Raw genomic sequence first — 15739 nt, forward strand, 5'->3', positions numbered from 1 at the left:
GTTGCTAGAGGCTATGAGAAACACTTTGATGCAGAACTGGACAATTATGAGAAATGATCATTAATTTTGAAGAAGATATACTTCGCATTCGGCGAGTAAGCGTAGGAGTCTTTATAATCCCATGTGCGATGATACGCGTTATACGTATGGGCATTGACAAGAGGGTTATCCCCGTCCTTGGCAGTTACAATCGTTGTATGGTCGAAGCGGCCATCCCCATGGAAGTCGTACGTAATGATATCCCCAATCTGCAGTTCTTGTGGAGTTTTTACTTGAGTTGCAGTCAACCCTTTTGTAGAAGTTGCTAAGTACCAGCGCATCGAGTGAGCGACGGTAAAACTGAAGCTCCACGTGCCTTTACGCATCCACCAGCCCTTTTCGCGGTTCGGTGCTCCGTGCATCGGTGCCCCTCCTGCCAACAGACATTGTGAAATGAAATTCGTGCAGTCATCTTCAAAACTTGGGAAAGCGGGGTTTCTGCTATTCCACCATTTATCTGCATAGTCTACTGCCGCTTGTCGATTGTACAAAAAAATCCCTCCTTGCCATATCATATGACAACGAGGGACGTTCAATTAATGATGTAATACTTTCGATAAAAAGTTTTGGGCGCGTTCAGAATCGGGATTCGTGAAGAACTTGGCAGGTGTTGCCTGTTCCACGACTTTGCCGTCTGCCATAAAGATGATTTCGTCGCAAATTTCTTTGGCGAAGCCCATTTCATGCGTCACGACGACCATCGTCATACCACTTTCAGCGAGTTTACGGATCGCATCAAGAACTTCCGTGACCATCTCGGGATCGAGTGCAGAAGTCGGCTCATCGAATAACATGACTTGTGGATCCATCGCAAGCGCACGCGCTATCGCTACACGTTGTTGCTGACCGCCCGATAACCGGTTTGGATACGCGTCGAATTTATCGCCAAGGCCGAGTGAAGTCAGCAACTCCTTCCCTCGCTCTTCCGCTGCACTTTTACTTAATCCTTTTACATTGATGGGCGCAAGCGTGACGTTTTGCAACGCTGTGAGGAAAGGATAAAGATTAAAGCTTTGGAAAACGAATCCTATTTCAGAACGTGCTTTATTGATATTCACTTTTTTATCGTGGATGGAAATTCCGTCTACAACAATTTCTCCGTTATCGATCGGCTCGAGCGCATTGATCGTGCGAATTAATGTAGACTTCCCTGCTCCACTTGGGCCAATGATGGCCACAACGTTTGATTTAGGCACTTCAAGCGTGACATCTGTCAGCACTTGGTTCATACCGAATGTTTTATTCACATGTTTTATAGAAATCATATCTGGCACTCCTTCACATCGAACTTCATGAATTTTCTCTCGCTAATAACTTTTGTTCGATCGCACGAATGATCATGGATAACGTGAACGTCATGGCAAAGTAAACGAAACCTATGAATGTCCATACTTCAATGGAACGCATACTAGTGGCAACGAGGTTCTTCGCGTTCAACGTCAATTCCGTCGCACCGATGACCGAAATCAAAGATGAGTCTTTAATTAGCATGATGAATTGTGAAGCAAGTGGCGGTAAAACTCGTCGGAATGCTTGTGGCAAGACGATCAAACGCATTGCCTGCCAGTAGGTCATACCTGACGAACGAGCCGCTTCCATCTGACCTCTTGGCACACCTTGTATTCCTGAACGAACGATTTCTGCAATGAATGCTGCGGTAAAGACAGCTAGACCAATAATCGATGCCCAATAGGAACCGAGTTTTAAAAATTGACCTAGCACAAAGAAAATCCAAATCAGCAGTACTAGCAACGGCACACCGCGCATGACTTCTACATAGGCTGAGGAAAGAATACGGATAAATCGATTGCGGGAAATCCGGCCCATTCCGATGATAATACCCAGCGGAATAGCCAGCAATAATGCGATTGCTGAAATTTCGAGTGTTTTCAGCGCCCCTTCAATAAAGATATCCATATTTTGCGATATTACACTGAAGTCATATTCATAGCCGCCCATATTATTCTCCCGAAACCTTATCTAGCCAGTCGCTTTCCTCAAACCAGCGACTTCTTGATTCCAATTCTTCCGGGCTATCAACATAGCTATGCAAGAATGAATTCAACCATTGAATCGTTTCAAAATCATTTTTCTTCACTGCAATCCCTAAGTTTTCAGCTGAAAGCAAACCTTCGAGCTGATGAACTTCTCCTTCGTGTTCTAAGCGCCATACCGCAATAGCAGGTTCATCATACACCACTGCATCAGCCTGTCCTGAACCCATTGTCGTAGCTGCCAACGGGAAATCTTCGTAATCTACTACTTCCGCATTTTTGAACTGAGACTTTGCAAGCAGTGCGCCCGTAGTCCCGATACCTACAGCAATTTTATTACCTTTAACATCAAGCTCTTCCCATGATTTGATACCTTTGCTCGCAGCTGGCACCATGATCGCCTGACCTGTTTTATAGTAAGGATTCGACATGCTAATGGATAGTGCACGGTCTCCACGGATCGTCATACCCGCGATGACCATATCCACATCACCTATTTGCAAAGCTGGTCCTAAGCCATCAAATGCGAATTGTTTAAATTCCACTTCTGTATTTAGCGCTTCACCTACCGCGTTTGCTAAATCGATATCGTAGCCGACAAATCCGCCGTCAATGCTTTTCATTTCAAAAGGGAAATAACCTGGTGCAATTCCGATCACCAATTTCTTGTTGTCTTTAATATTCTTTAACGTGGACTTCTCTGTTGATCCTGCTCCTCCATCGTTACTACTACATCCCGCAACAACCAAGACTAGGATTAGTAATAGTGCTGTAAACATCTTCTTCATACATTTCCCCTTCTCTCTCTTCACTAGTATAAATATTCTAAATTAATACAATTATAAGATACTGACTTACAACTGTCTACAAGTATATGTATACGTTTGCTTGCATACTACATATATTGGACAAGATCTTATAACGGTTACTTCCTATATTATTTAATATACGCTAGAATGAATAATTATACAATAGTAAATAGTTTTATTGCGTACGGTAAAGGGGAGTATAGTATGAGTAGTATCATTTTAAATAAAAAAAGCAGCAGTTCTTGGAGATTTCTCTCAAGAACTGCCGCTATTATCTTAATGGAGCATAGGGGGCTCGAACCCCTGACCTTTGCACTGCCAGCGCAACGCTCTCCCAGCTGAGCTAATGCCCCTCATATCTGATACAATATAGAGTATATCAACTGTTCGTTTAAAAGACAATAGGCAAGAAAGGTGGTTAACGGCATGCAGCATGAAGAAAGAGAGTTGACTGAAACTGTGTCTCTGTGTGACTCCAAGGGACTTCTGAATCCTGAATCAATAGGATACGCACGCAGCCCTTTAGTGAGGAGCAATCTAAGAGGACAGTTTATGAAAAAGAAGCGCTGGAATAATTGGTGCATCTACGGGGAAGAGGTCTTATTGACTGCCTCGATTGTACACTTAGATCATAAAGTTATTTGTCTAGTTTACATACTCAACTATGAAACACAGCGTTTCTATGAAAAACATGTAACCCTACCTTTTGGAAGACGTATAAAAATGCCTGAAGAGGCACTCGAAAGTATTAAGTTTGTGCATGACGATATTACGATTCAACTCGTCCATATGCAAGGCGAAACGCATTTGTCCGTGGTCATTCCTGATTTCGACAATGAAGTATTGCATGCAGATTTGCATATTATTCATCCCGAGAAAGATGAATCTTTAAATGTGGTCATCCCGAGAAGTCGAGACTCATTCCATTTCACCTCCAAACACTCTATTATGCCGACTGGCGGATATGTTCGCGTTGGCGATCGACGCTATGATTTTAATCCGTATTATAGTTTCGCGGTCCACGATTATGGTCGTGGTGTGTGGCATGCCGGAACGAATTGGGATTGGGCAATGGCCTCTCAACGGACAAGCGGTAAACGAATCGGCTTGAATTTCGGCGGCCGTTGGACGGATGGTACGGGGTTAACGGAAAATGCTGTCTTTGTGGAAGGTGCAATGCATAAATTTCACGAGGATGTAGTATTCACGAGCGATAAAAAAGACCCGAAAAGTGCTTGGAAAATCCAAACGAAATTTTCGGATAATATCCAATTGACATTTAAACCATTCTTCCAATGCCCAACGCTCGATCACTATCTTGTTAGAAAGATGTCGATTACTCAATATGTCGGCTATTATCATGGAAAAGTTCGACTACCAAGCGGACAAGTCTTACCTATTCGACAGATGCTCGGTTCGATCTTGGAGCGTAAGTATCGCTAATTATCCTTCTCTCCTACCTACAAAGAGATCCGTTTTTTGTTTAAGTTTACTGTTTTAAGGTGATAATACAAGTAGTATACACTTTAGAAAGGGTGGCGCTTATGTCATTACTACGAATATTATCTATTGCAGGGGTTTCATCTATTTTACTTCTCGGAGGTTGCTCGTCAAAAGACAAGGCACCGGACAATGACGCTGCGGTCAGCATTGAAGGCGAGGATGAAGGCAGTACAATGAACACAGGTGACGGCTATGGCTTCACGGATTTCGATTTAACGATCAAGAAAGACGATAAGAAAATCGAAACGGATTATGAGGATGTAAAGCCTGGTGATGCAGAGTATGTCAATGAGTTCCAGGAAGTGAATCTTGAAGGCAATGAAGCGATTGACGATATGCATAAGATGTTTATGGAGATTTTGATTGATAACGGAACTACTAAAGATGAAGCGATTGATCGCATTTTACAGTGGTACGGTCTCGATGGGTATGATGAGTTTAAGTTGGATGTAGAGTTTGCAGACGGCAAGACTCTTCATATTGATGAGAAGAAGTAATAACGTGGAACGAGCTATTTATACAGGTTTTGTAAACCATTCTGATTACTTATTCAAAATAAGGCATGAAAAAACCGCTAATTTTTATGAATTAGCGGTTTTTCATGCCTTTATATTACTATTATAAGTAAATAATAGGAAAATTGTACGGAATCCGCTACTAATTTATAGTTGTAGTTGGAAACCGTTGATCTGCGCTGCAGCCGGACGCGTTCCGGAGGGTGGGCGGTGAACCACTGACCTTCCCGGGAGTCGCCGGCTTCCGCTCCGATCAACTAAGCCACTACGAATAAACTTCTTCCACAATCGCCCCCATTTGTTTAATAGTTCAATTGCAAACCTTTCTTTTCTTTTTAGTAGCAAGTATAAAACCACCACATGCTCCTCCACAGATTATAAAAATAATCATAGGAATTACATTATCAAATATCACTATGCCAACCACTATCCACACAAAAAGATATGAAAAAAAACAAAGTCCAATTTATCTTCATAAGTTATCTACTCCTTTAAATACATTATTAAATAATTTGGCCCGTTAATGACATGAAATTTGTGCAACAATCCCGCCCGATTGCCTTATAATCATTGGTTATCTAAAACTTCTTTTAATACTTTTGTATCTTCAGACGATATATTAAAACCGTTGTTTTCGTGACCGACATACATTACTCTGCTTTTTTCTCCTGTATTTCCTAGTACAAGATGTAATCCGTGGGTTTCTCCATTTTCATAACGAATTAAAATATCATAATCAGGCTTTTCAGTACCAACATCAATTTTCTGTTTTCTGCCTTCTGCATTTTTGAATACTTCTTCAACCCTTGATATGATTGCATCTTTATCGATTGTTGTATCATAGTTTTCGTTAATACCACCATAGCTATTAGATTCAGAAATAGAAATCGATGAAATACCATCTAACATCGTCATTACCTTGTCTTTAGATTGACAGGCAAATAAAAGTGAAGCACAAAAAGCCAAAGTAAGTGATAAAGTAACTTTCTTCAAAATTATCCCTCCCCATTAAATTCAAAATAATTTTATTCTACAAACTGGCTCTATTACTGAATTAGGTGCGATCCTTCTTCAAGAATTTCCCCCTTTAGTTCAATAAGAATACAAATTACAGATTAGATACATTCCTCTAAAGTTTATATTTTTCAAAAGTTTTATTTGGCGGAAGTGCTTCCGATTCATCAGGCATATAACATTCTCTATCATGATAAGGCATTTCTAACTCTTCCCATTCAAAATCGTCGTCAACGCATTTGATGAATAAATCATATCCCTCGCCATCAGAAGGCATCAAACCTAATCTTGTTTCTTCATGCTTTAAGGCAACATCAATTGCCTCTTTCAGTTCCAGTAAAGCTGTCCTATTGGCAATGAGGTAAGCGTTGCTATGCCACATTTGTTGCCCAAAAATATGGCACGTGGGCGTAGGTTCATCTTCATCATAAAACCTATCGTTAAATACATGATTTAAGCAATCGAATACCTCTTCAGGACTATCTACATCTAAATAAACATCCATGCCACTTTCCCAATACCTTTGTCCCCCACCCCAAAACTGCGAAACAAAGTCATCATATAAATCATTGTTCTCCACAAACAAATATCTTTCCAACTCATCTTCTAAATCCTCGAAATAATAACAGTGAATTTGTTTTTCATCCCTTTTATAAATAAAATGATAAAGATTATCTACCATTTTTTCACTTCCGAGTAGTTCAAAGCAATATTTCTTTGCCTTATTAAGCTTTAATACTCCATTGACAAACGGTGTCTCTGGAATATAAATAGCTTTAAACAACTTTTCATTAGCCATTTTTCGAGCACCTCTTAACATTTTATTATACCTTCATTTCCTAAAGTAAATGGCCCGTTTGATGCGCAACGGTAGTTCAGTTAATAATGCACCCATGTGTTGAAGATATCAAACCGATTTCACGATTAGTTATCTTCTACAAATCGTAACATTCCTTTTGATACAGATATAACATCCTCTTGATTGAAAATAAGGCAGGCTATACCTCCACCATACTTTTCATGTTCAAATTCACCAAGAACTGTCACGTATCCCTTTTCAAAAAAGTAAATGAGTTCATGATCATGTTCTTCAACAGCACTTAAATCATTAAACAAATACGCTTTAAGTGGTTTATCGTAAAATCGCATTGCAGGATACCTCCTGTTCTTGGTCTGTGCTGTAAATGGCCCTTGTTATTGAAATGGGGTGCAAATCCTTGTTACAGAATTGCCACTGTTTGACGAAAATTTACCAAAACGTTCATCATTCGTTAGATAGTCAACTTATTTTACTATATCTAAAATCTCAACTTCGTAATTAGTAACGCCATTATTGGCAAGTTCTTTTTCAAAATAACGTCTTGCTTTTTCTTTATTATGTAAATTATCTTCGTCTATATGTACTGAAAAGATCTTCTCACTCTTACCAACACCCATAAAAGTTATGCCGAATTTCATTTCAGCGTTATCATATAATTCCGATTCAAAAAGATTATCGATTTTCTCATCTTCATTTGGCGAAGCAGAGGAAATATAATCGTCCCCAAAATAAAATAATGAACATGACATTACAGCAACTATAGCTACGTATTTCTTTTTCATAGCTAATCATTCTCCTTTTTTCTTAATGGAACTTGTACAAACTTGTATTCGTAATTTATTTTGTACATACTCTACTTTATATACATATCACTCCAAGCTAATTATTCTAATAATCGAACCCACATTAGCACCAAACCAAGCACCTAATAATGCCCAAATATACATAAACTGCAATGGTTCAGAGTCAATATCAATAGGAAATACAAGTAGTGTACAAACAACGCTTAACACACTAAAGAGAATAACTTCAACTATCTTTAGCCTTTTCCAGCGCCTACCTCCCGAACGATCTCTATCAAAAGCTTGGACTAGCTTATTTGTTTTGGTACCAGTAGTTTTTCCTGTTATAAGAATATAAAGCGAATGTGCTGTGAAAAACCAGATTACCAGACACGCTATACCGAAGAATACAGAAACTGGCCATCCCATATTTATATACAAAGCAGAAATTAGGAGTATCAACAGCATCCCAAGATTATATTCAACCAACCCTTTTTTCTTTAAACGCTTGATTTCTTGTATATCCCATACTATTTCCTCCATAGTATTCCCACCTTATATCACAAATGTTTTCCCATACGAATATCAGCCCACATATTTCCTTCACAATACGAAAAGTACTCTATCCATCCGATTTCTTTGTAACCGCGCTTCTCTTACAACCTAATGGCCCATTTCAGGCACAACACTTCTTCCACAACAACACCTGTTAATTTACATACAACTCATTATTTCTTTACACTATCTAATAAAATAAAGCCAAACACCACACCAGCTATTGTTTGAATGGTTGAATTTCCCGAATACATTATTTCTGGTACAAACGGAATAATATTCTCCCCTGCCGGTGTAAATATTAATATACTTATAGATAATACACCAAGAGATGGCAACCCAATCCCCATGAATTTAGCCCAATTAAAGGTCCATTGTCTATTTTCTATAATTTCATTTATAAGTTTTGGCAACTTAAGCAACATTCCAATACCAATAGGATAAATTGATGAAAACAAAACAAATGATAGGGCTTCATAGTTTTTCATATATTCTTGTTTCAACAGGAACTGATATTTAGCACCTATATAAATAATAATTCCTATCACCATTGTCCAACCGAAGTAATAAAAGAACCTTCTCATAAAAATCCCCCTTTTTGTCTCAATTCTTGAACAATCATAGTTCTACTATTTATACGTCCGTAAAGTGTAAAAGTATCCACCTTTTTGAATACTGTGAATCCAAGTAACTATGTTTAGACTTTCTGATTCCACTCTTTCAATTACCATACTATGAGTATACATAAATTCCCAAAAATATTCTAATTAAGTTTATTCAAAAAAATAAAAGCACCGCTAAATGCGATGCTCATTCATGTTGTATTTATTCAATTTCTTAGACAAAGAAGTAATTAAGGTTTCTAACTCCACTCTCCAACATTAGAAAACGTCATTAGTCAATCGTAAGTGGAAGGCTTCGATCAACGGCTTCCACTTTCTCTTCATTATTCAGCATCCCATAAAACACGCCTTTGCGTTTCAGCAGTTCATCGTGGCTGCCGGATTCGAGTAGCTCGCCATCTGCCAGTACGAAGATTTTGTCTGCTTGTCTAATCGTGTTCAAACGGTGGGCGATGACGAAGCTTGTTCGTCCTTCCATGAGACGCTCTAACGCTTCTTGAATCGCGAGCTCTGTCACTGTATCAATGCTGCTCGTCGCTTCGTCGAGTAACAGCAAGGTCGGATCCGCCACGAGTGCTCGCGCGATAGATAACAGTTGTTTTTGTCCTTGTGATATCTCTTCGCCACCTGCCGTCAGCACCGTGTCATAGCCAGACGATAGTTTGCAGATGAAGCTGTGGGCGTTGGCTTTTTTTGCAGCTTCTTCCACTTCTTCGTCCGTTGCGTCGAGTCTGCCGTAGCGAATGTTTTCGCGAACTGTCGCCTCGAACAAGAACGGATCTTGCAAGACGAAGGCCATTTGGCTACGTACGGTATGGCGTGGCAGTTCGTCGATTGCGATGCCGTCGAGCAGAATTTGGCCGCTGTCTACTTCATAAAAGCGTGACAGCAGTTGCATGATCGTCGTCTTCCCTGCTCCTGTTGCACCAACAAAGGCTGCGGTTTCACCTGATTGAACATGGAAGCTAAGGTTCTTAATAATCGCTTCCTCTTCATAACCAAACGTCACATCGCGGAACTCGACATCGCCATGTAATGTTTCGATTTGCTTCGTTGCTTCGTCTTTTTCCACCGGCTCGTCCATAATGGCAAACACTCGCTCCGCTCCTGCAATGGCGGAGAGGACGGTATTAAATTGATTGGCCAAATCGTTCAGCGGTCGCGTGAATTGCCGTGCGTACTCACTGAAGATGACAATCGTTCCGACTGTTACGCCACCATATCCTGTCACCGCCAGCAGTCCGCCAACCCCCGCAACTATCGCGAACGACATATTATTAAGTGTGTTCATGACTTTTGGAATGAAGCCTGAATATGTCTGCGCCCAAAAACCCGCTGTACGAAGGCGTTCGCTTTTTTGCGCGAACTCTTCCATGACATTCTGTTCCTGTGAGAACGCTTTGACGACACGTTGACCAGAAATCGTTTCTTCAATCATCCCATTTAATTCACCGATTGCGCGCTGTTGCTCTTTAAATAATATACCCGTGCGACGAGTAATCCAGCGCATGGCAATGAACATTAAAGGTACGATAATCATAGTCAGCAACGTCAATAACGGACTGAGATACAGCATAATTGATACCGTACCGACCAGTGTCAGTACACTTGAAAACACTTGGATCAACGAAGAATTCAGCGTCTGGCTAACATTCTCGATATCGTTCGTCACGCGGCTCATCAATTCACCGTGCTGCCGCTTATCAAAGAATCGGATGGGCAGCTTCTGTAGATGGCCAAATAATTGCGTGCGCAGACGATAAACTGTTTGCTGTGCAATTCCGACCATCCAGTAGTTTTGGAAATAAGTAGACAATGAGAAGCCTGCATACACGAGCAGTAATAAGCCAATCTGCATACTGAGCCCGTCCACTTTTTTCGGAATGATGAAATCGTCGATAATCTTTCCAATCATCAATGGGCCAATTAGCGCTAGGGCTGAACTGATTAATACGAGAGTCATGACTGCGATTAGTAAACTTCGTTGTTGATCGATCAAACGCCAAATGCGTGCAAGTACGGATTTCCAGTCGCCCGCTTTCTGAACTTTTTTACGCTGAACTTTTGATAAATCCTCTTTCCGAATAATAGGTTCATAGCCGAAAGGTTTTCGCATCATGCCACTCCCCCATTCTGTTGCGATTTTGCAATTTCCCGATAGAAGGCAGACGTTTGAAGTAACTCTTCATGCGTGCCATAGCCCACAATCTCACCATCTGATAATAATAAAATCGCATCAGCAATTTGAGCGGTTTGGATTTTTTGCGTGACAATCAGCATCGTCGTATCTTCTTCCTGCAATGCGTCCCATAATGACGATTCGGTTTTGACGTCGAGTGCACTCGTGCTATCATCCAAAATCAGTAAGGAGGGCTTACGAATCAATGCGCGAGCAATAGACAAGCGCTGTTTTTGACCGCCAGATAAATTCACGCCGCGCTGCCCGACACGTGTTTCATAGCCATCTGTAAAGTTCATGACAGACGAATGTATTTGTGCTTTTTTACCGGCCTCTTCGATTTCATTCGCAGTGGCGTCCGGTTTACCCCATGACAGATTATCGGTGATCGTACCTGTAAAGAGCATTGATTGCTGCGGCACATAACCGATCAAGTTTCGTAATGTGTTAAGCGGCCAGTCGGCTATGTTTTTGCCATCGATCCACACAGTACCTTCCGTCGCCGTGAACATGCGCGGGAGTAGTTGAAGCATCGTAGATTTACCGGAACCGGTAGCCCCCATAATGACAAGCTTCTCACCCGCTGGAATTTCAAACGACACGTCTCTAAGCACATCTTCAGTCGTTCCTGGATAACGGAATGAGACGTGCTCAAAACGAACTGAAACAGCACCTTGTTGGCAATTGTCGGCTATCTCTAGCTTTTCGAGATCACCATCGGCAACTAGCAGTTCTTCCATCCGATCGGAAGACGCTTTTGCGCGCGAGAAAATGACGATCAAAAAGGAGAACATTGAAAAAGCGCTTGTCATTCTCATCGTGTAGTTGACGACTGCTACGACGTCTCCGACAGGCATATTGGAGTTGCGCACTTCGTCTGCACCGAACCAAAGCACCGCCATAAAGCTGACGTTCATGATAAACAGTAACACGGGTAAAATTAGTTCCATTAAACGCATCGCATGGACACTGTCTTTTTTCAGTGCACTTGCCGCTTTGGAAAAACGGTTCGTTTCAAAAACACCTCGTAAATAGGCTTTAATGAGACGAACCGCTTGTAAATTTTCTTGTACGAGTTGATTGACACCGTCCAAACGGCGTTGAACTTGCCCGAATAAACGTACACCTTTGCGCGCCATGACGACGAGGAATACAGCTAGGAACGGTGAACCAATTAGTAAGAATACTGCGAGTTTCGGACTGACGACGAATGCCATAATCAGACTGCCGAGTGCCATTAACGGTGCGCGGGCCATAATTCGTAACCCCATGAAGAGCGCGGTTTGGGCAAGCGTCACATCACTTGTCAAACGTGTAATGAGACTAGATGTCGGAAAGCGCAAAAATGCCGCTAGCGAAAACGTCTGGACGCGCCGAAACAAAGCTTGTCTGAGATCATAGCCGAAACTTTGCGCGGCATGTGCAGCGAAATAGGAATTGACGACGCCCGTAAAGAGCGCTATAAAGGCGAGTGCCATCATGACACTCCCCCAAATCAGAACGGTGTTCAAGTCTTCTTTCATAATTCCTTCATCTATAATTCTACCGATCAGCAATGGTTGAATTAATTCGACCGATAGTTCAAGTAACATGAGTAAAATGGCGATGAACATTGGCCATTTATAAGGTAGTGCATAGCGAAAAACCGTTTTCATCTAATTCACCCTTTACTTGCTGTCTTTCCTTTCATTATGTCATATAGGAATACAGTGTGTACAGGCGAAAAGCTATACCTCGCTATGGTCATACTCTTGAATAGGATCTGGGAACGGAGCGCTTTTCTTCTTGCGATTACCGCCTATGGATAACCAGACAACCCCCACTAGCATGATGGCCGCGCCGGTTAGTTGCCAGACACCCATTGCCTGACCTAGCCAGAATACGGAGATTATCATCGCTGTAAGCGGTTCGAAGCTGGAAAGCACGCTCGTTTCAACAGGTGAAATATAGTTCATACTTTGCAGGAACATGATGAATGCGAGTGTTCCCATAATGATGACGAGTAACAACATACCCATCGCTGGACCGTCAAGCAAAGCACCAAGATTCATGAAGAACATCGGCAAGTTGATGATGAATAAAGTCATACCACCAATGAACATTCCCCAGCCAACGACGAGTAATACACCCCACTCCGCCATAAGAACTACGGGATATAGTGTGTAGAAAGTGAAGGCAAATCCCACAATTATCCCCCACACAATTGCGGTCGTATCTAATGAAATGCTCGAGAACGAACCATTTGTCAAGAGCAAGATCAAGCCGAATAACGCAATGACCATACCGATTACTTGGCTGCCTGGCGGGAAGGATTTCTGAAATATGGAAAGCAGAATGATGATGTAGACCGGTGCAACGAACTGGAATAATGTTGCGACTACTGCGTCACTATGTGCGATGGTTTGAACGAATCCAAACTGTACACCGAGCATTCCGATCACGCCGAACATCACCATTTTGCGCAACCACAACTTTTGCCTCATAGGACGACCGACCTGTATGCCTTTTGCTTTCAATAATAATAGCAACACGCCACCCGCGATCGACAAACGTAGGATTAACATCATCGAAACGGACATTTCACTATGGTTCAAAATCCACTCCATCATAGGCCCCGTAGCGCCCCATAACATCGAACCTATAATAATCATGATAATTCCTTTTAATCGCAACATGATCTGTCACCCCTAACTAATTTCTTGTCTTTTTAGTCATATAGTATAAAATTCACACATGAGTCATGGACAACACTGAAACTTCATTTATAATAGTTATATAGTAGAATTGGAGAGGAGTACCTTTATGCACACAATTCCGTTACCAGAGACAAGCAGATATCAGGCACTAGTCGATAGTCTAAGTAAATACCAATTAGTTACACATACGGATGGCGATGGTCTAATCACCTATGCTAATCAAAACTACCTAACCGTCAGTGGTTGGACTCCTAAGCGCATTTTAGGAAAATCTTTCTGGCAAATGTTTTCGGATCAACCTGAAAGCCAGGAAATAGCGAACTCCATTTGGGATTGTTTGCTGTCAGGGAAAACATGGGCGGGTAAAATAGAAAAAATGTCTCGCAAAGGTGAATCATTCTATGTGAATACACTCGCTGTCCCTACCCTCTCCGACTTCGGAGAACTGCAATCCGTATTTTTCTTGGAGCTAGATATTACGGAAGATGTTCGTTTGCAGAAACGCTTAGGAGACATTGCATTCATTGATGTAGAAACAGGACTCATGAGCCGCCACAAGCTAGAACAAGTGGTGAACGAATACATCGCAAATGCTAACCATTTTTCATTTGTCTATTTGACGATCGATCATTACTTCACTATGAAAGAGCTGCAATCCCAAGAAACTGAGACGCAGCTGATTCAAGAATTCACCAATCGATTAAAACGTTATTTCCAAGATAATCCGATTGCACGTATCGATACGAATAGCTTTGTTGTGCTGACAGCTTTCGGTGATTGGTATATTCAAGGATTCTATGATTTCTTAAAGCAACAGCCAATCTACCTCAGCCACAATGCGCAAACACTTTCGATCAGTGGCGGGATTGTACGTTTCCCTGAAGACCAGAAAACATACACGCAACTATACAAAGTTGCGATGACTGCCGCAGATGATGTCATTAGTCAAGGTGGTGGACGGATTGCTTCACTGTCTGCTGAGTCCCATAAAATTCTGAACCGCCGTTTGGAAATTGACCGCAAGATGCTGACAGCACTAGATCGCAATTCATTGCATGTAGCGTATCAACCGCAATATGATGTGGCTAGCGAGAAAATCACATGCTATGAAGCGCTCGTTCGTTGGGAGGATGAAGATCTTGGCGTCATCAGTCCCGACGAATTGATTCCGATTGCAGAAGAAAACGGTTTGATTGAAGAAGTCGGTGCATATGTGGCAGAAGAAGCGATGACGTTCGTAACGAAATGGCATCGCGCCGGGAATGATATGAGTATTTCCATCAACTCTTCTATTCGTGAATCTTTGAATCCACAATGGAAAGACCGATTAATCTCCATCTTAAATGAAACAGGTTGCCCCGCAAATAAAGTGCATCTTGAGTTTACGGAGAAATTTGCGCTTAAAGCGGAAGAAGAACAATCCGTGCTGGCACAAATGTCCGAACTACAAAACCTCGGTTTACAGTTCACTCTCGATGATTTCGGTTCAGGATATGCATCGTTGCGTTACTTGCAGCATTTGCCGATCTCCAGCGTCAAGATTGACCGCGTCTTTATCGATGCGTTATTGAGCAATCCGAAGACGCAGAAATTGATCGAAGGACTGATCCAACTTTCCAAGAAGATCAACTTATACACGATCGCAGAAGGCGTTAGCAATGAACAGCAATTTGAATTGCTGAAAGAGATGGGCATCGATGCTATGCAAGGTCATTTCATCGGAATGCCAATGCCGGGTGAGCAAATCGAAATTAAATAAAGTATCGCTATCAAATTAGATGGAGCTCCTTTCATAAAGAAAGGGCTCCATTTTTGTCTATCTTGTTCAGTTGTGGTAAGTCTTAGTGCGTTTGATTACAGCTTACTGTACGGGAGGTGAAAAGACAACCTTTTTTGGTTGGGTTGTGGGGGTGTGATTGAGCGGATGGCGGTTGCGATTGAGCGGTTGGCCGGGTGGATTGAGCGGATTGCAGGTGCGATTGAGCGATTGGCCGGGTGAATTGAGCGGATCGCAGGTGCGATTGAGCGATTGGCTGGCTTCATTGAGCGGATAACGGGTCCGATTGAGCGCTTGGCTGGCTTCATTGAGCGGATTGCGGGTTCGATTGAGCGCTTGGCTGGCTTCATTGAGCGGATTGCGGGTCCGATTGAGCGCTTGACTAGCTTCATTGAGCGGATCGCCACCGCCATAGAGCGCTCGACAATATAAA

General features: G+C 41.9%; 17 protein-coding genes and 1 tRNA gene. 4 read left to right on the forward strand and 14 right to left on the reverse strand.

All coding sequences use genetic code 11. From position 1 onward, the window contains the following. Positions 1 to 44: 44 nt before the first annotated feature. The 5 genes from H605_RS0106695 to H605_RS0106715 all read right to left on the reverse strand — a co-directional run bounded on the left by H605_RS0106695 (position 45) and on the right by H605_RS0106715 (position 3195). Positions 45 to 530 carry an amidase domain-containing protein gene (locus tag H605_RS0106695; protein ID WP_029053521.1) on the reverse strand — a complete coding sequence of 162 codons (486 nt, stop codon included), beginning with the start codon at positions 528 to 530 and terminating at the stop codon, positions 45 to 47. Positions 531 to 575: 45 nt separating this feature from the next. Beyond that, complete coding sequence (locus H605_RS0106700) at positions 576 to 1304, reverse strand: amino acid ABC transporter ATP-binding protein (protein WP_029053522.1); 729 nt, start codon at positions 1302 to 1304, stop codon at positions 576 to 578. 25 nt (positions 1305 to 1329) lie between these two features. Beyond that, entirely contained in the window at positions 1330 to 1998 is a 669-nt protein-coding gene (locus tag H605_RS0106705) for an amino acid ABC transporter permease (RefSeq protein WP_029053523.1), read from the reverse strand. Between the two features lies 1 nt (position 1999). After that, complete coding sequence (locus tag H605_RS0106710) at positions 2000 to 2821, reverse strand: transporter substrate-binding domain-containing protein (RefSeq protein WP_029053524.1); 822 nt, start codon at positions 2819 to 2821, stop codon at positions 2000 to 2002. 301 nt (positions 2822 to 3122) lie between these two features. Further along, a tRNA-Ala gene (locus H605_RS0106715) sits at positions 3123 to 3195 on the reverse strand. A gap of 73 nt (positions 3196 to 3268) precedes the next feature. Here H605_RS0106715 and H605_RS0106720 point away from each other — a divergent pair. Further along, on the forward strand, positions 3269 to 4285 hold the full coding sequence (locus H605_RS0106720) for a DUF2804 domain-containing protein (RefSeq protein WP_029053525.1): 1017 nt from the start codon (positions 3269 to 3271) through the stop codon (positions 4283 to 4285). A gap of 101 nt (positions 4286 to 4386) precedes the next feature. Next, the gene (locus H605_RS0106725; protein ID WP_029053526.1) at positions 4387 to 4842 is read left to right on the forward strand and encodes a YusW family protein; all 456 of its coding nucleotides are present in this window, start codon (positions 4387 to 4389) and stop codon (positions 4840 to 4842) included. Between the two features lie 585 nt (positions 4843 to 5427). Here H605_RS0106725 and H605_RS17455 read toward each other — a convergent pair. The 9 genes from H605_RS17455 to H605_RS0106775 all read right to left on the reverse strand — a co-directional run bounded on the left by H605_RS17455 (position 5428) and on the right by H605_RS0106775 (position 13508). After that, entirely contained in the window at positions 5428 to 5853 is a 426-nt protein-coding gene (locus H605_RS17455; protein WP_051210489.1) for a YhfM domain-containing protein, read from the reverse strand. 136 nt (positions 5854 to 5989) lie between these two features. Next, complete coding sequence (locus tag H605_RS18600; protein ID WP_081657869.1) at positions 5990 to 6673, reverse strand: hypothetical protein; 684 nt, start codon at positions 6671 to 6673, stop codon at positions 5990 to 5992. Positions 6674 to 6798: 125 nt separating this feature from the next. Continuing rightward, complete coding sequence (locus tag H605_RS0106745; protein ID WP_029053529.1) at positions 6799 to 7023, reverse strand: hypothetical protein; 225 nt, start codon at positions 7021 to 7023, stop codon at positions 6799 to 6801. Positions 7024 to 7158: 135 nt separating this feature from the next. Continuing rightward, positions 7159 to 7476, reverse strand: a complete 318-nt coding sequence (locus H605_RS0106750; protein ID WP_029053530.1) for a YolC/YozM family protein — start codon at positions 7474 to 7476, stop codon at positions 7159 to 7161. Between the two features lie 87 nt (positions 7477 to 7563). After that, positions 7564 to 8019: a hypothetical protein gene (locus H605_RS0106755; protein WP_029053531.1), complete on the reverse strand. Its 456-nt coding sequence runs from the start codon at positions 8017 to 8019 to the stop codon at positions 7564 to 7566. Positions 8020 to 8204: 185 nt separating this feature from the next. Next, a complete protein-coding gene (locus tag H605_RS0106760; RefSeq protein WP_029053532.1) occupies positions 8205 to 8615 on the reverse strand; it encodes a hypothetical protein in 411 nt (136 codons plus the stop codon). A 310-nt stretch (positions 8616 to 8925) separates the two neighbouring features. Next, positions 8926 to 10770, reverse strand: a complete 1845-nt coding sequence (locus H605_RS17460) for an ABC transporter ATP-binding protein (protein WP_051210501.1) — start codon at positions 10768 to 10770, stop codon at positions 8926 to 8928. Further along, entirely contained in the window at positions 10770 to 12488 is a 1719-nt protein-coding gene (locus H605_RS0106770; RefSeq protein ID WP_029053533.1) for an ABC transporter ATP-binding protein, read from the reverse strand. Before H605_RS0106770 ends, H605_RS17460 begins: the two co-directional genes overlap by 1 nt. Before the next feature lie 72 nt (positions 12489 to 12560). After that, positions 12561 to 13508 carry a DMT family transporter gene (locus H605_RS0106775; RefSeq protein WP_029053534.1) on the reverse strand — a complete coding sequence of 316 codons (948 nt, stop codon included), beginning with the start codon at positions 13506 to 13508 and terminating at the stop codon, positions 12561 to 12563. 127 nt (positions 13509 to 13635) lie between these two features. Here H605_RS0106775 and H605_RS0106780 point away from each other — a divergent pair, with 127 nt between their 5' ends. Together H605_RS0106780 and H605_RS0106790 are read left to right on the forward strand one after the other, a co-directional pair. Beyond that, positions 13636 to 15288 carry a sensor domain-containing protein gene (locus H605_RS0106780; RefSeq protein ID WP_029053535.1) on the forward strand — a complete coding sequence of 551 codons (1653 nt, stop codon included), beginning with the start codon at positions 13636 to 13638 and terminating at the stop codon, positions 15286 to 15288. Positions 15289 to 15558: 270 nt separating this feature from the next. After that, positions 15559 to 15738, forward strand: coding sequence for a hypothetical protein (locus H605_RS0106790; protein WP_029053536.1), 180 nt, complete (start codon positions 15559 to 15561; stop codon positions 15736 to 15738). Position 15739: the final 1 nt, after the last annotated feature.

The organism is Sporosarcina ureae DSM 2281 (assembly GCF_000425545.1).
In the GTDB taxonomy this organism is placed as follows: domain Bacteria; phylum Bacillota; class Bacilli; order Bacillales_A; family Planococcaceae; genus Sporosarcina; species Sporosarcina ureae.

Excerpts from the sequence above, each read along its gene's own strand:
- H605_RS0106720 (WP_029053525.1), top strand. The coding sequence starts at position 3,269 with ATGCAGCATGAAGAAAGAGAGTTGACTGAAACTGTGTCTCTGTGTGAC.
- H605_RS0106705 (WP_029053523.1), bottom strand. The coding sequence starts at position 1,998 with ATGGGCGGCTATGAATATGACTTCAGTGTAATATCGCAAAATATGGAT.
- H605_RS0106725 (WP_029053526.1), top strand. The coding sequence starts at position 4,387 with ATGTCATTACTACGAATATTATCTATTGCAGGGGTTTCATCTATTTTA.
- H605_RS0106780 (WP_029053535.1), top strand. The coding sequence starts at position 13,636 with ATGCACACAATTCCGTTACCAGAGACAAGCAGATATCAGGCACTAGTC.
- H605_RS18600 (WP_081657869.1), bottom strand. The coding sequence starts at position 6,673 with ATGGCTAATGAAAAGTTGTTTAAAGCTATTTATATTCCAGAGACACCG.
- H605_RS17460 (WP_051210501.1), bottom strand. The coding sequence starts at position 10,770 with ATGCGAAAACCTTTCGGCTATGAACCTATTATTCGGAAAGAGGATTTA.
- H605_RS0106770 (WP_029053533.1), bottom strand. The coding sequence starts at position 12,488 with ATGAAAACGGTTTTTCGCTATGCACTACCTTATAAATGGCCAATGTTC.
- H605_RS0106755 (WP_029053531.1), bottom strand. The coding sequence starts at position 8,019 with ATGGAGGAAATAGTATGGGATATACAAGAAATCAAGCGTTTAAAGAAA.
- H605_RS0106775 (WP_029053534.1), bottom strand. The coding sequence starts at position 13,508 with ATGTTGCGATTAAAAGGAATTATCATGATTATTATAGGTTCGATGTTA.
- H605_RS0106745 (WP_029053529.1), bottom strand. The coding sequence starts at position 7,023 with ATGCGATTTTACGATAAACCACTTAAAGCGTATTTGTTTAATGATTTA.
- H605_RS0106750 (WP_029053530.1), bottom strand. The coding sequence starts at position 7,476 with ATGAAAAAGAAATACGTAGCTATAGTTGCTGTAATGTCATGTTCATTA.
- H605_RS0106700 (WP_029053522.1), bottom strand. The coding sequence starts at position 1,304 with ATGATTTCTATAAAACATGTGAATAAAACATTCGGTATGAACCAAGTG.
- H605_RS0106710 (WP_029053524.1), bottom strand. The coding sequence starts at position 2,821 with ATGAAGAAGATGTTTACAGCACTATTACTAATCCTAGTCTTGGTTGTT.
- H605_RS0106760 (WP_029053532.1), bottom strand. The coding sequence starts at position 8,615 with ATGAGAAGGTTCTTTTATTACTTCGGTTGGACAATGGTGATAGGAATT.